We start from the raw sequence: 13,796 nt of genomic DNA, 5'->3' as shown, positions 1-13,796 counted from the left end.
CCTCTTGACGCGCACTCGCTCCCGTTCCTACCTTTCCCGGCAGAAAAACGTTTTCCTAAGCGGGTTCGAGAGACGGAGCCACGCCCGTCCGACCTCAGGGACGCCCTGACGCACTTCGCGCGTCGGGTCCCCGTCTTGTTCCCCACCTACCTCTCCGGAGAGCCATGCCCCGCCCACGTTCCACCGCGCTTTCCTCCTCGACCCCGGCCCCGTCCGAACAGGCAGGCACGTCCACCGGCCCGGTCCGCCCCGGGCCGGGCGCCAAGGCCGCACTCGCGCCCGCCGCGGTCGAGGTGCGCGCCGGCTTCTGGAGCACCCGCCGCGAGGTGAACGCACGTGTATCGCTCCCGCAGGGTCCGGAACTGCTGGAGTCGGCGGGGAATCTGCACAACCTGCGGCTGGCGGCGGGCGCGATCGAGGGCGAGTTCCGGGGCGCGTACCCGTTCGTGGACACCGACGTCTACAAGTGGCTGGAGGCCGCCTCCTGGCAGCTCGCCCAACAGCCCGACGCCGAGCTGGAGTTGGAGGTCGACCGGATCGTCGCCCTGGTCGCCGACGCGCAGCGGCCCGACGGCTACCTGAACACGTGGTTCCAGCTGCTCAAGGGGGGCGAGCGCTACAAGGACCTGCGCTGGGGCCACGAGTTGTACTGCGCCGGCCATCTCATCCAGGCCGCCGTCGCCCACCACCGGGCCACCGGCCGACCTCAACTCCTGGACGTGGCCCGCAAGTTCGCCGACCACATCGACTCCGTGTTCGGCCTGCCCGGCAGCGGCAAGGAGATCGACGGCATCGACGGCCACCCCGAGGTCGAGACCGCCCTGGTCGAGCTGTACCGGGAGACCGGCGAGCGCCGCTACCTCGATCTGGCCGGTTACTTCGTCGACCGTTTCGGCCACGGCCTGCTGGGCGGCGAGGCGTACTGCCAGGACCGGGTGCCGCTACGCGAGGCGGACACCGTGGAGGGCCACGCCGTACGGCAGTTGTACCTGCTGGCCGCCGCAGCCGATCTGGCGACCGAGACCGGGGACGCCGAACTCCGGGCCGCGGGCGAGCGGTTGTGGCGGGCGATGACCACGACCAAGACCCACCTCACCGGCGGTCTCGGCGCGCACCACGACGAGGAGGACTTCGGCGACCCGTACGAACTCCCCAACGAGCGTGCCTACTGCGAGACCTGCGCCGCCATCGCGTCCGTCCAGTGGAGCTGGCGCATGGCCCTGCTCACCGGCGAGGCCCGCTACTCCGACCTGATCGAACGCACCCTGTACAACGGCTTCCTGGCCGGAGTCTCCCTGGACGGCGAGCGCTGGCTGTACGTCAACCCGCTCCAGGTCCGCGACGGCCACACCGACCCCGGCGGCGACCAGTCGGCCCGCCGCACCCGCTGGTTCCGCTGCGCCTGCTGCCCGCCGAACGTGATGCGGCTGCTGGCCTCGCTGGAGCACTATCTCGCGTCCGGTGACGAACAGGGCCTGCAGATCCACCAGTTCACCACCGGCCACTACTCCTACGGCGGGATGTCCGTCCGCGCCGAGACCGACTACCCCTGGCACGGCACGATCGCCCTCACCGTCGAGGACACCCCCGACCGGCCGTGGACCCTGTCCCTGCGCGTCCCGCAGTGGTGCCGTGAATTCCGGGTGCGCGTCGGGGAGTTGTCGTACGACCAGACGGACGCGCCGGTCGAGGACGGGTGGCTGCGCCTCGAACGGACCTGGGCGCGGGGCGACTCGGTCGTCCTGGAGCTGGTGCTCGAACCCCGGCTGACCGGCGCCGACCCGCGGGTGGACGCCGTGCGCGGCTGTGCGGCGATCGAGCGCGGGCCGCTCGTGTACTGCCTGGAGCAAGTGGACGTCCCCGGCGGCGGTCTGGACGACATCGTCCTCGACCCCACCCGCCCGCTCGCCGTGAAGCACCGCCCGGATCTGCTCGGCGGGGTCACCACCGTCGTCGCGGCCGGGTACCGCAGGCGCCTTGCGGACGACGGGAGTTGGTGGCCGTACCGGGCCCCGGCACCCGACGCCGCACCGACCGGCGACCTGGTCGAGCTCACCGCGATCCCCTACTACGCGTGGGCCAACCGGCAGGACGGCGCGATGCGCGTCTGGCTGCCCACCTCCTGAGCCCTCCGCACCCACCCCCTGACTCCCTCCTACGAGCCGCACCAAGACAACGAGGTCACCGTGAGAAACACCCGCCGCACCCTCCTCACCGCCATAGCCGCCGTCGGCGCGCTCACCTCGGTCGCCGCCTGCGGGGGCGGTTCCGACTCCTCCGCGTCCGGTTCCGGGAAGGCCGGCGGGACGTACAACTTCTGGGACCCGTACCCGCAGTTCGACGCCTCCTCGGCGTGGGGCAAGCTCGTCACCAAGTGCGGGACGGACGCCGGGGTCAAGGTCAAGCGCACCAGCATGGACACCACGGACCTGGGCAACAAGGCGCTGCTCGCCGCCCAGCAGGGCAACGCGCCCGACGTGATGCTGGTGGACAACCCGGTCGTCTCCACGCTCGTGGAGGCGGGGATCCTCAACAAGACGAGCGACCTCGGCCTCGACACGTCGTCGATCCAGAAGAACATCCTCGGCGCGGGCGTCATCGACAACGCCTCCTACGGAGTGCCGATCGGCGCCAACACCCTCGCGCTCTACTACAACAAGAAGATCCTGACCGCGGCCCACGTCGACCCCGCGTCCGTCAAGGACTGGGCCTCGCTCACGGCGGCGCTGAAGAAGGTCAAGTCGGCCGGGAAGAAAGGGATCACCTTCTCCGCGATCAACACGGAGGAGGGCAGCTTCCAGTTCCTGCCGTGGTTCTGGGGCGCGGGCGGCGACCTCACCAAGCTCGACTCGGACAAGGGCGTCGCCGCGCTGTCGCTGTGGAAGCAGTGGGTCGACGGCGGATACGCGCCGAAGGACGTGCTGCAGAACACCCAGACCACCAGCTGGCAGGAGTTCGCCACCGGCGACTACGCGTTCAGCGAGAACGGCACCTGGCAGCTCGGCAACGCGGACAAGGCCGGCTTCGCCTACGGCGTCCTCAACATCCCCGCGCAGAACGGCGGTTCGGCGCCGGTGCCGACCGGCGGCGAGTTCGTCACCGTCCCGGTGCAGAAGGACACCTCCCGCTACGACGTCAGCAAGAAGATCGTCACCTGTCTGACGAACCCGACGAACCTGCTGACCACCGACACGACCCTGACGTACGTGGCGCCCACCGCTCAGGTGCAGGCCCAACAGGTGAAGCAGAACCCCGAGTTGAAGCCGTGGGTCGGCGCGGTGGCCGCGGCGCGCGGCCGTACCAGCGGCGGTCTGGGCACCAAGTACCCGACGATCTCCCAGCCGTTGTGGACCGCCGTGCAGAACGCCCTGTCGGGCGGCAAGAGCCCGCAGGCGGCCCTCGACGCCGCCCAGACGGCCGCGAGCAAGGGCTGACACCGGCCGCCGCGCTTCTCCGGAGACCGCCTCGCCACCGCCGGGACACCGCCGCCGGCCCGGACACGCCACCCGCATCCAGGAGTACCCATGACCATCGCCCGCGTCGACCGCCGCGCGCAGCGGTCCCCGGCCGGGTCCGGGGCGACCGGCACCGGACAACGGACGGACGCGTCGGACCTGCGGCGCCGACAGCGTCGTAGGAGCCGGCTCACCGCGCTGGCCTTCATCGCCCCGCTGCTCGTCTACCTCGCCGCCTTCTACCTCTATCCGCTCTACCGCAACCTCGACCTGAGCCTGCGCGACTACACCGTCCGGTCGTTCGTGCGGGGGGACGCGCCCTTCTCCGGCCTCGACAACTTCAGGACCGTCCTGGACGACCCCACGTTCGGCCCGGCGATGCGCCACACCCTGGTCTTCACCTTCGCGTCGATCGCGTTCCAGTACGTGGCCGGGCTCGCCCTCGCGGTCTTCTTCAACCGGCACTTCCGGCTCGCCGGAACCCTGCGTGCCCTGTTCCTGATCCCCTGGCTGCTGCCGCTGATCGTGTCGGCGTCGACCTGGTCGTGGATGTTCAACAGCGAGTCCGGTGTCATCAACTACGCCCTGCACTTCGTGGGCGTGTCCCCGGTGGACTGGCTCAACTCTCCCGACTGGGCGCTGACTTCGGTCGTCATCGCGAACATCTGGATCGGCATCCCGTTCAACCTCGTCATCCTCTACAGCGGTCTCCAGAACATCCCCGCCGAGCTGTACGAGGCCGCGTCCCTGGACGGGGCCGGCGCCTGGCAGCAGTTCCGGCGGATCACCTTCCCGCTCCTGCGTCCGGTGTCGGCGATCACCCTGCTCCTCGGACTCGTCTACACGCTCAAGGTGTTCGACCTGATCTGGATCATGACCAAGGGAGGTCCGGGCGACGCGTCGTCCACCCTCGCGACCTGGTCGTACCAGCTCGGCTTCGGCACGCTGCTGCCGAAGTTCGGCCCCGGCGCCGCCGTCGGCAACATCCTCATCCTCATCGCGCTCGTCTTCGGCCTGCTGTACATCCGCGTCCAGAGGAGGCAGGAAGCGTGAAGTCCCGTACGGGAAAGCGCCGTTACACCGTCATCGGCGTCCTGCTGACCGCGCTGATGCTGTTCCCGGTGTACTGGATGATCAACGTGTCCCTCACCCCGCAGCAGGACATGCGCAGGACCCCGCCCGACCTGCTGCCCCTGCACCCCACCTTCGAGGGCTACCGGGCCGTCCTGAACGACCAGTTGCCCTACCTCGGCACCAGCCTTCTCATCGGCCTGGGCACGGTCGCCCTCACCCTGGTCCTCGCCGCCCCGGCCGGCTTCGCCCTGGCCAGACTGCGCCCACTGGGCGGCGGATCCCTCGGACTCGCCCTGCTAGTCGCCCAGATGATCCCCGGCATCGTCATGGCGATGGGCTTCTACGGCATCTTCCTCGACCTCGGCCTGCTCAACTCCTGGTGGGGGCTGATCGTCGCGGACTCCACCATCGCCGTGCCGTTCGGCGTGATGATCTTCACGGCCTTCATGTCGGGCATCCCGGGCGAACTCATCTCCGCGGCCCGTATCGACGGCGCCGGCACCTGGCGCACCTTCCGGTCCGTCGTGCTGCCGGTCAGCCGCAACGCGGTGGTCACCGTGTCGCTCTTCAGCTTCCTGTGGGCCTGGTCCGACTTCGTCTTCGCCAACACCCTTGACGGTGGCGGCACTTGGCGGCCGATCACCCTCGGCATCTACAAGTACATCGGCAACAACAACCAGGAGTGGAACGCGATCATGGCCACGGCCGTCGTCGCGTCGATCCCGGCGGCCGTCCTCCTCGTCCTCGCCCAGCGCTATGTGGCCGCGGGCGTGACCGCCGGTGCGGTCAAGGACTGATCCACGATGCCGGCCACCGCCTCGGGACCACCGATCGGGCGGGGCCGCGGACCGCCGATGCCTCCCCGAGCCGCCTCCGCACCGCATCGCAACTCCCCGCACCGCACTTGGCAAGTCCCCCCTTCCTCAGGAGAGCCGCTGATGTCATACCTGAGCCACCGCCACCGCTCCAGAGCGCCCCTCGGCCGCGTCGGCGCCACCGTCATGGCCACCGCCCTGGCCGCCACCGCCGTCGCCCTGACGGGCACCCCCGCCCAGGCCACCCCCACGTCGGCCACCACCTTGGTCGTCAACGCCGCGCAGACCCTGCGGTCCGTCACCCACGTCGGCACCGGCAGCCTCTACGGCCTCGCCAGTGCGAGCACCCCCAGCAACAGCCTCGTACAGGCTCTGAAGCCCAACACGTTCGTCCAGATGGCGCCCGGCGGCAGCCAACTCCCCAACGGAGAGCCCGCGCCCGCGGGTGACGCCCTGGTCGTCGCCCCGAAGGCCGCGGCCGCGGGGGCGAAGGTCGTCGTACGGATGCCGGACTGGTATCCGAACTTCCCCTACCAGTGGGTGAGTTGGAGCAACTGGCTCTCGGCGGTCGACCAACAGGTAGCCGCGGTGAAGTCCTCCGGCGCCACCAACATCGGCGCGTACGAGCTGTGGAACGAGCCGGACTGGACCTGGGACACCACCAACGCGGGCGCTTTCGACGCCGGTTGGGCCCGTACGTTCAAGGAGGTCCGCACCAAGGACACCACCACCCCGATCCAGGGTCCGAGCTACTCGGCGTGGAACCAGTCCTGGATGACCACGTTCCTCACCGACGCCAAGGCCAGCGGTACGGTCCCCGACGTCATCGCCTGGCACGAGCTCCAGGGCAGCTCCGGCATCGCCGCCCACGTCGCGGCCTACCGCTCGCTGGAGAGCAGCCTCGGCATCAGCCCGCGCCCGATCGCCATCGAGGAGTACGGCACGCCCACCGAGATGGGCGACTCCGGCGCCCTCATCGGCTACGCCGCCAAGTTCGAGCGCACGGGCGTCCGCGACGCCGAGCTGGCCTTCTGGAACCACTACGGCACCCTCGGCGACACCCTGACCGACACCGGCGGCTCGCCCAACGGCTCCTACTGGACGTACAAGTGGTACGGCGACATGTCCGGGAACATGCTCACCACCACACCGCCCGCGCAGACCGGCATCGACGGTCTCGCCTCCCTCAACGGCGCGGGCAACCAGATCAGCGTCATCGCCGGCGGCTGCACGGGCTCGTGCGCCGTCACGGTCAACGGGCTCTCGTCCCTGTCGGCCTACGGCAGCACGGTCCACGTCAAGCTGGAGTACAGCCCCGACACGGGCCGCACCACCGCCTCCCCGGGTCCGATCACCGTCTCCGACGCGGACTACGCCGTCTCGAACGGCTCGATCACCGTGCCGGTCACGATGAACGCCGCCGACGGCTACCACCTGACGATCACCCCCAGCGGCACCTCGACATCCCTGGCGGGTCGCTACCAGATCACCAACAAGAACAGCGGCCTCGCCCTGGACACCCTCAACGCGGCCACCGCACAAGGAACTTCGGTCGTCCAGGCCACGTCCACCACCGGCACCGACCAGAACTGGACCCTCGTGGCCGCGGGCCAGGGCCTCTACAAGATCGTCAACCAGAAGAGCGGCCTGCTCCTCGGCATCACCAGCGCGGGCACCGGCAACGGCGGCACCGCCCTGATCTGGGGCGACAACGGCACCGCCGACCACCTCTGGCAGATCATCCCGGCCCGCGACGGCTACGCCAAGATCGCCAACTACAACAGCGGCCTCCTCCTCGGCGTCGACCAGATGAGCACCACCTCCGGCGCCCAGGTCCTGCAATGGTCCGACAACGGGACCGCCGACCACCTGTGGAAACTCACCTCACGCTGAGGCAACCGCCAAGGGTCCCGCGTTGGTCGTCCACGGCCAACGCGGGAAGGCCTCACCAACCGGCACATATCGCCGAAGAGCCTGGTCAGAGCGCCAACGCCAGGCACGTTACGCCCTACAGGCTGTAAGGTGAGCGCCATGGCTGGCAGAGACCCGCAGGTCCGGGCGGCGCGGCGCAGCGCCGGTGAGCTGGAGAGCGAGGTCCTCGCCTCGCTGTGGGCGACCGACCGCCCCCTGACACCGGCCGAGATCCAGGCCGGAATCGACGGGCCTCTCGCCTACAACACCGTGCACACGATCCTCAAGCGGCTCTACGACAAGGGGCTCGTCCTGCGCGACGCGGACGGGCGGCGCGGTGCGTACCGGCCGGCGAAGAACGCGGCCGAGCTGACCGCCGAGGCGATGCACGAGGCGCTCGACCGGGGTCCGGATCCGATCGGCGCGCTCCAGCAGTTCGTGAGCGGACTGAGCCCCGAGGAGGAGAGGGCCCTGCGCGATCTCCTGGCCGGGGGCGCAGGGTGAGGCGGCTCGGCGAGGCACGGTCGGCGGCCTGAGCGGAGCCCGTCGGCCGTCAGCGTCCGCGGGGCTTGCCGCGCTTGGTTCCCTTGGTGCCGCCGGAGGAGCCGCGAGGGTTCTTGCCGGTATTTCCGGTCCTGCCGGTCGCCTTTCCGGCGGCCGGCTTGCGGCGCGCTGGGGTTTCGGTGCGCTTCGCCTTCGTCTTCGGCTGAGGGGGCGTCGGAGTGCGGCCCCGCGTGCTGTTGACCGTGCGGCCACGGACGATGCCGATGAAGTCCTCGACCAGTTCGGTGGTCGCGTCCTCGGGCCAGGACAGGGCGACGTCCGACTGGGGGGCGTCGACGACGGTCCGGTAGGTGAGGTCCTTGCGGTGGTGCAGGCGGGCCAGGGACTGGGGGACGTAGAGGATGCCGATGCCGGACGCCACGTGTTCGACGGCGTCCTCGGTGGTCGCGGGACGCTCGAACGCGGGCTCCCCCGGCGGCTGTTCCCAGTCGAGGACGTCGTCGAGCGGGTGGAGGACCACCTCGTCGGCGAGTTCGTCGAGGGACACCTCTTCGGCCGCCGTCACGACATGGTCCTTCGGGGCCACGACCACGGTCGCCTCGGTGTAGAGGGCGATCGCGCTGAAGACCTCACGGTCGACCGGCAGCCGTACGAGTCCGGCGTCGGCCTCGCCGCGCCGCAGCACGTCGGACACCTCGGCGGCCGGGACCGGTACGAGGACGAGGGAGACGTCGGGCAGGCGCTCGTTCCAGATCCGCACCCACTTGGCGGGCGTCACCCCGGGGACGTACGCGAGCCGGAACGTGGGGGATGCTTCCGAGCCTGTCACCCCGCAAGGTTACCCGCCGTGGTCGGAGGTCTCGAACGCGGTCGATACTCTTGACGGTATGAAGTCGCACCAGACCGCCCAGACCATGAAGCCCGCCACGGCGGCGAAGAAGCTGGGTGTGTACCTAGAGGCCACCCCCGCCGAGTTCCAGAAGGCCGAGGTCTCCCGCGCCGAGCTGAACGAGCTGCAGGCCAACCCACCCGAGTGGCTGCGCGAGCTGCGCGCCAACGGCCCGCACCCGCGCCCGGTCGTCGCGGCCAGGCTCGGCGTCTCCATCGCCGGTCTCGCCCGCGGCGGGGTCACCGAGCCCCTCACCACCGAGCAGATCGAGGCGCTGAAGAAGGACGGCCCCGAGTGGCTGGAGAAGGAGCGCGCCACGCAGGCCGAGGTCCGCAAGGAAGCCGAGCGGATCAAGAACAAGAAGGACGCCGAGAACTCCGACAACGACTGACGGCCTCGGTACCCAGGGAGACGCGCACGGTGACGGACGGCCCGACCGGCACGGGAAGACCCCCGGCGATGTACCGCAAGGTCGCGGCCGACCTCGGCCGCGAGATCGGCGAGGGCCGCTACGGCTCCGGCGGACGGCTGCCCGCCGAGGGCGAACTCGCCGAGCGGTACGGCGTCTCCCGGGGCACGGTCCGCCAGGCGATGGCCCTCCTGCGCACCGAGGGCCTGATCGCCTCACGGCGCGGCACCCGCCGGGTCGTGATCGGCTCGCCCCGCCCGCAGAGCTTCGGCGAACTCCTCAGCTTCACCCGCTGGGCCCGCTCGACCGGCGAAGAACCCGGCGGCCGGACCGTCACCGTGCAGACCCGCCCCGCCGACGCGGCCGAGCGGGACCAACTGCGCCTGCCCGCAGGGGCGGAGATCTACGAGGTACGGCGGCTGCGCACCCTCTCGGGACGACCCGTGATGATCGAGCGGACCGTATACCCGTCCGCCGTGGGCGAGTTGATCGCCGAGCTGCCGCCCGACACCGTGTCGCACACCGTGGCCCTGGAGGAGTCGGGCGTGCTGATCGCGGACGCCCAGCACACCATCGACCTGTGCCGGGCCGACGAGGAGGACGCCCGGCTGCTCGGCTGCCAACCCGGCGACCCGCTGCTGCGCGAACGCCGGTGCAGTACCGACCCGGCGGGCACACCGGTCGAATGGTCCGAGGACCGGTACCTTCCCGAGACCGTGGCGTTCACCGTGCACAGCTCGGCCGCCTCCGGCTCACTGGCCCGCCGCCCGGCCGACGACGCCTGACCTCAGGTGCTCCGCAGCAAGGCCGTGAGCAGCGGCCGGAAGTGCCCGAAGTCCGGGGTCGGCGCCTCGGGGTCCTTGCCCTCGTCGTCCCAGCGGCGCACCGCGACCCCGTCGGCCGCGTAGGGATTCGCCTCGTACGCGGAGACCTCATCCGGAGACATCGGACCACCCTGCACCTCCAGCGTGTACACCGAGGCCTGGGAGAGTCGGCCGAAGTAGCCCGGTTCGACCGCGCACAGATACCGCTTGGCCGCCACGTGCAGCCGGATCGGCTCGGTGACCTCGGGACCGAACCACTCGGCCAGCCGGTCCGCCCCGGTGTGGCTGTGCCTGTTGTCGGTGCCCTCCATCAACTCCGCACCGCTGACCGGCCCGTGGAAGTGCCCGAGGTCGTGCAGCAGCGCGGCGGCGACCAGTGCGTCGGGCGCACCCGCCTCCTCGGCACGCGCCGCCGCCTGGAGCATGTGCTGCGCCATCGTGACCTCCTCCCCCAGATAGGCGCCGGCACCCTCGCCCGCGAAGAGTTCGGCCAGCTCGTCCACGAACTCCGCGCACGCTACGGCCCGTTCGCGACGCAGGACCGCCAACGTGCCGGCCAGCGCGTCGATGTCGGCGTAGGCGCCCTGGAGGTGACGGGCGCCGCTCTCCTCGAAGGCCGTCCGCGCGTGCAGCAGCCGGACGTTGTCGAAGATCAGGCAGTCTCCGGGCAACAGCCGGAATTCCAGCTGGAGTTCGGGGCGCAGGGTGATCTCGGCGAAGGTGCGGTAGGCCCGGTAGAAGGCCTCCAGTTCGGCGGCGGGCAGCAACAGGGTGCCGATGGAACGGTTGTTGAAGCGCACCTCGCGGATCCGGCCCCGGCCGTCCACGTCGATCAGCGGCCGGTCGGCGGCCAACTCGGTCTGCGCATCGCTGAATTGGAACGGCACGGGGGTGCGCGTCAGTACGGCGAACGCCTCCGGGTTCTCGGCACGCAGCAGCGCGGCGGCCTGGAACCCGTCCACCAGTCCGGAGTCACCGCCGACCGCCGCGTTGGACAGGCAGTGCAGGAGTTGGAGGGTGGGTACCGGGTCGCGGTACGGGTTGTCGGTGTGCGGGGTGATCCGGGCGCCGGTGAAGGCGAGGTTGTTGGGGTCCGGTTCGACCCGTACGTCGAAGAGCCGCCCGTAGTTGGTCTCACGGACGTACCCGAAGGTCTCCGCGACCTCCAGCACCTGCCCCTCGCGGCACGGCACATCGCGCAGCAACGCGAACCCGAGCCCGAGAACCGATTCCAGCACCCGCGCCTTGACCGCGGGATCGCCCAGGTACTCCGCCCAACTCGCCTCGGGGAGACGGCCGTTCAGATCGGCGGCGACCCACAGGGTCTTGCCGTTCTCACCTCGCCGGTCCCCTGAACCGCCCCCGTCGTCGGGCCGGTTGGCGGTCAGCCACTGCGCGGAGTACGCGGACCGGTGCCCGTCGGGCGCCCAGTCGACCTCGACACCGTCGGCGGTCCGCCGCACGACGTCCAGCGCCAGGCCGGTGGGCAGTTCGGTGATCTGGAACAGCTTCTGCCCGTTGCGCGGGTCGCGGCACCGGGGGCAGGGACAGTTGTCCCGCAGCCAGGTGAGCGGCAGGTCTCCTATGAGGCCTTCTACGGACGGTGACATGACCATCACTCCCTCTCAAAGTTGTATAGCCAACTTTTCCAACAGAGGGAACGTCTCAGTACGGGATGAGCAACAGATGACGTGCCGGCTACCCGCGCATGAACGAGACGGCGGCAACCCGGTCAGCGGGGCAGTCGCATGCCCGAGACGAAGACGTCGACCAGGCGGAGCGCGTCGTAGCGGTCGTCGCCCTCCGCCCCGACGCAGAGGTTGCCGACGCCGCGCATGATCTCGTAGGCGGTCAGGTCGGAACGGATCTCACCGGCAGCCGCCGCCGCGTCGAACAGCTCGGCACACACGGGCAGCAGGCGCTCCAGGAAGTAGCCGTGCAAGGCCTCGAAACCAGCGGTGTCGGACCGCAGTACGGCGGCGAGTCCGTGCTTGGTGACCAGAAAGTCGACGAAGAGATTGATCCACTCCCGCAGCGCGGCATACGGCGTGACACCACTCGCCAGCAATGCGGGACCCGCTTCGGCGCAGGCCTCGACCTGGTGGCGGTAGACGGCGATGACGAGATCCGCGCGCGTCGGGAAGTGCCGGTAGATCGTGCCGAGTCCGACGCCGGCTTCGCGCGCGATGTCCCGCACGGGAGCGTCGACACCGGACGCGACGAAGACCTTGGCGGCGGCGTCGAGGAGGGTCTCCTTGTTGCGCCGGGCGTCGGCCCGCTTGGACTGGCCGCCCGCCTTCTCGGCCTGCCCGTCCAGCTTGGCCGCGTGCCCCGCATCCGCACCGTTCTCACTCACCGCGCAACTCCTCCACCTTCACGACTTGCCAAACCGGAACCGCGTTCCGTATCGTTTCCGGAACAAGGTTCCGCTTGCCCATGATGCCAGAGCCGAGGCCGGACGACCAAGCGACGCCCGAGCCACGCCTGCCACCACGCGGTGCAGAAGAACGGACGGCACCATGCCCCACACATCCCGCCCCAGCTTCGGAATCATGACCGCCCCCATGCAGGTCGGCTACCCCGACCTCCTCCGCGTCTGGCGCGAGGCGGACACCGTCCCGGAGATCGAGCACGCCTGGCTGTTCGACCACCTCATGCCGATCGGCGGCGACCCGGACGGCCCGGCCTTCGAGGGCTGGACCCTGCTCTCCGCCCTCGCCGCGCAGACCCGGCGCCTGCGGCTCGGCGTGATGGTGACGAGCAACCGCTTCCGGCCGCCCGCGATGCTGGCGAAGATCGCCACGACCGTCGACATCGTCTCCGGCGGTCGGCTGGACTTCGGCATCGGCGTCGGCTCACGGCCCAGCCATCCCCTGGCCCGGCGGGAGTACGAGGCGCACGGCCTCCCCTTCCACGACTCCGCGCACGCCGTGGCCAGCCTCGGCGAGGCCTGCACGGTGATCCGGCGGCTGTGGACCGAGGAGAAACCGTTCGACTTCCACGGCACCCACCACCACCTCACCGGAGCGTTCGGCAGCCCCAAGCCCGTCCAGCGCCCGCACCCGCCGATCCTCATCGGCGGCCGCTCGGCCGCGACCCTGCGCGTGGTCGCCGAGCACGCCGACCTGTGGAACATCCCCGGCGGAGACATCGAGGACGTCATCAACCGCGGCGCACTCCTCGACCGCTACTGCGCCGACATCGACCGCGACCCCGCCACGATCACCCGCTCCATCCACCTCTCCGTCTCCTACGACCGTCCCGAGGCCACCCGTGCCGCGATCCGCGAGGCGCTCGACGCGGGCTTCCAGCACATCGTCCTCGGACTGTCCGCGCCCTACCCCGCCGACGTCGCGCACTGGGTCGCCGACGAGGTGATCGGCAAGGCCTCCTGAGCGCCCTTCCCCCGTCAGTCGTGCGGGAACGAGTGGTGTTCGTGCGCGACCAGCCACCGGCCCCGCTCCTTGCGCAGGCCGAAGGTGAGCCGCAGCCGCAGGGTGGGGTGTTCGGCGAACTCCTCGGGGGTGCCGCACCGGAGCAGGGCATGGGCGTAGGCGACGTCCGTGCCGGCCGTGATGTCGAGGGAGTCGATGTCGAAGCAGGCGCCCTGGGCCTGCCACTCGAAGAACGGCGGCCAGGTGGCGCGGTACGCGGCGAGGCCGTGGATGCCCGCGTGGGGCGGCGGGACGTCGTACATGACGAGGTCCTCGGTGTGGTCCGCCATGACACGGTCGAGGTCACCGCGGTGGACGGCCTCCGCCCAGCCGGTGATGAGGGTGCGGATCTGTGTCGTGTCGTCGGTCATGGACGGCTCCTGTTCCTGTCCCCCACTCCATGGTCTCTCTGTTGGCTCGACTCCCCGATCTTCCGCACATCATCGCCCCGGCCGGACAACCGAGACGGATGGCACACTCT

13 protein-coding genes are annotated in these 13,796 nt (G+C 70.4%); 9 read left to right on the top strand and 4 right to left on the bottom strand.

What is annotated here, in order from left to right; genetic code table 11:
* Nucleotides 1–164 precede the first annotated feature (164 nt).
* From OG407_RS45235 to OG407_RS45210, 6 genes are all read left to right on the top strand, one after another.
* On the top strand, nucleotides 165–2,126 hold the full coding sequence (locus OG407_RS45235; RefSeq protein ID WP_405866656.1) for a glycoside hydrolase family 127 protein: 1,962 nt from the start codon (nucleotides 165–167) through the stop codon (nucleotides 2,124–2,126).
* Between the two features lie 60 nt (nucleotides 2,127–2,186).
* Complete coding sequence (locus OG407_RS45230; RefSeq protein WP_405866654.1) at nucleotides 2,187–3,434, top strand: extracellular solute-binding protein; 1,248 nt, start codon at nucleotides 2,187–2,189, stop codon at nucleotides 3,432–3,434.
* A gap of 90 nt (nucleotides 3,435–3,524) precedes the next feature.
* On the top strand, nucleotides 3,525–4,508 hold the full coding sequence (locus tag OG407_RS45225) for a carbohydrate ABC transporter permease (RefSeq protein WP_405866652.1): 984 nt from the start codon (nucleotides 3,525–3,527) through the stop codon (nucleotides 4,506–4,508).
* Nucleotides 4,505–5,326 (top strand): carbohydrate ABC transporter permease, encoded by an 822-nt coding sequence (locus tag OG407_RS45220; RefSeq protein WP_405866650.1) that lies wholly within the window; start codon nucleotides 4,505–4,507, stop codon nucleotides 5,324–5,326. The genes OG407_RS45225 and OG407_RS45220 overlap by 4 nt, the downstream gene beginning before the upstream one ends.
* A 141-nt stretch (nucleotides 5,327–5,467) precedes the next feature.
* Nucleotides 5,468–7,237 carry an RICIN domain-containing protein gene (locus tag OG407_RS45215; RefSeq protein ID WP_405866648.1) on the top strand — a complete coding sequence of 590 codons (1,770 nt, stop codon included), beginning with the start codon at nucleotides 5,468–5,470 and terminating at the stop codon, nucleotides 7,235–7,237.
* A gap of 138 nt (nucleotides 7,238–7,375) precedes the next feature.
* Nucleotides 7,376–7,759 carry a BlaI/MecI/CopY family transcriptional regulator gene (locus tag OG407_RS45210; RefSeq protein ID WP_327399257.1) on the top strand — a complete coding sequence of 128 codons (384 nt, stop codon included), beginning with the start codon at nucleotides 7,376–7,378 and terminating at the stop codon, nucleotides 7,757–7,759.
* Between the two features lie 49 nt (nucleotides 7,760–7,808).
* Here OG407_RS45210 and OG407_RS45205 read toward each other — a convergent pair whose 3' ends face one another.
* Nucleotides 7,809–8,588 (bottom strand): LysR family transcriptional regulator substrate-binding protein, encoded by a 780-nt coding sequence (locus OG407_RS45205; protein ID WP_405866646.1) that lies wholly within the window; start codon nucleotides 8,586–8,588, stop codon nucleotides 7,809–7,811.
* 58 nt (nucleotides 8,589–8,646) lie between these two features.
* Here OG407_RS45205 and OG407_RS45200 point away from each other — a divergent pair, with 58 nt between their 5' ends.
* Together OG407_RS45200 and OG407_RS45195 are read left to right on the top strand one after the other, a co-directional pair.
* Nucleotides 8,647–9,039 (top strand): DUF5997 family protein, encoded by a 393-nt coding sequence (locus tag OG407_RS45200; RefSeq protein WP_405866644.1) that lies wholly within the window; start codon nucleotides 8,647–8,649, stop codon nucleotides 9,037–9,039.
* Between the two features lie 29 nt (nucleotides 9,040–9,068).
* Nucleotides 9,069–9,842 (top strand): GntR family transcriptional regulator, encoded by a 774-nt coding sequence (locus OG407_RS45195; protein ID WP_405866642.1) that lies wholly within the window; start codon nucleotides 9,069–9,071, stop codon nucleotides 9,840–9,842.
* Nucleotides 9,843–9,844: 2 nt separating this feature from the next.
* Here OG407_RS45195 and OG407_RS45190 read toward each other — a convergent pair whose 3' ends face one another.
* Nucleotides 9,845–11,491: a TauD/TfdA family dioxygenase gene (locus tag OG407_RS45190; protein WP_405866640.1), complete on the bottom strand. Its 1,647-nt coding sequence runs from the start codon at nucleotides 11,489–11,491 to the stop codon at nucleotides 9,845–9,847.
* A gap of 122 nt (nucleotides 11,492–11,613) precedes the next feature.
* Nucleotides 11,614–12,198 carry a TetR/AcrR family transcriptional regulator gene (locus OG407_RS45185; RefSeq protein ID WP_405868930.1) on the bottom strand — a complete coding sequence of 195 codons (585 nt, stop codon included), beginning with the start codon at nucleotides 12,196–12,198 and terminating at the stop codon, nucleotides 11,614–11,616.
* Between the two features lie 202 nt (nucleotides 12,199–12,400).
* Between OG407_RS45185 and OG407_RS45180 the strand changes: the two genes are divergently transcribed.
* Nucleotides 12,401–13,276 (top strand): LLM class flavin-dependent oxidoreductase, encoded by an 876-nt coding sequence (locus OG407_RS45180; protein WP_405866638.1) that lies wholly within the window; start codon nucleotides 12,401–12,403, stop codon nucleotides 13,274–13,276.
* Nucleotides 13,277–13,290: 14 nt separating this feature from the next.
* On the opposite strand, the gene OG407_RS45175 is transcribed toward OG407_RS45180, so the two are convergent.
* Nucleotides 13,291–13,686, bottom strand: coding sequence for an SgcJ/EcaC family oxidoreductase (locus OG407_RS45175; RefSeq protein ID WP_328675699.1), 396 nt, complete (start codon nucleotides 13,684–13,686; stop codon nucleotides 13,291–13,293).
* Nucleotides 13,687–13,796: the final 110 nt, after the last annotated feature.

Origin of the sequence: Streptomyces sp. NBC_01515, assembly GCF_045040345.1 — a bacterium.
Taxonomy (GTDB): Bacteria; Actinomycetota; Actinomycetes; order Streptomycetales; family Streptomycetaceae; genus Streptomyces.
This window is presented reverse-complemented; position numbering and strand designations above follow the sequence as displayed.

Coding starts and splice junctions, on each gene's coding strand:
- OG407_RS45235 (WP_405866656.1), top strand. CDS start 165: ATGCCCCGCCCACGTTCCACCGCGCTTTCCTCCTCGACCCCGGCCCCG.
- OG407_RS45225 (WP_405866652.1), top strand. CDS start 3,525: ATGACCATCGCCCGCGTCGACCGCCGCGCGCAGCGGTCCCCGGCCGGG.
- OG407_RS45215 (WP_405866648.1), top strand. CDS start 5,468: ATGTCATACCTGAGCCACCGCCACCGCTCCAGAGCGCCCCTCGGCCGC.
- OG407_RS45210 (WP_327399257.1), top strand. CDS start 7,376: ATGGCTGGCAGAGACCCGCAGGTCCGGGCGGCGCGGCGCAGCGCCGGT.
- OG407_RS45200 (WP_405866644.1), top strand. CDS start 8,647: ATGAAGTCGCACCAGACCGCCCAGACCATGAAGCCCGCCACGGCGGCG.
- OG407_RS45190 (WP_405866640.1), bottom strand. CDS start 11,491: ATGTCACCGTCCGTAGAAGGCCTCATAGGAGACCTGCCGCTCACCTGG.
- OG407_RS45180 (WP_405866638.1), top strand. CDS start 12,401: ATGCCCCACACATCCCGCCCCAGCTTCGGAATCATGACCGCCCCCATG.
- OG407_RS45175 (WP_328675699.1), bottom strand. CDS start 13,686: ATGACCGACGACACGACACAGATCCGCACCCTCATCACCGGCTGGGCG.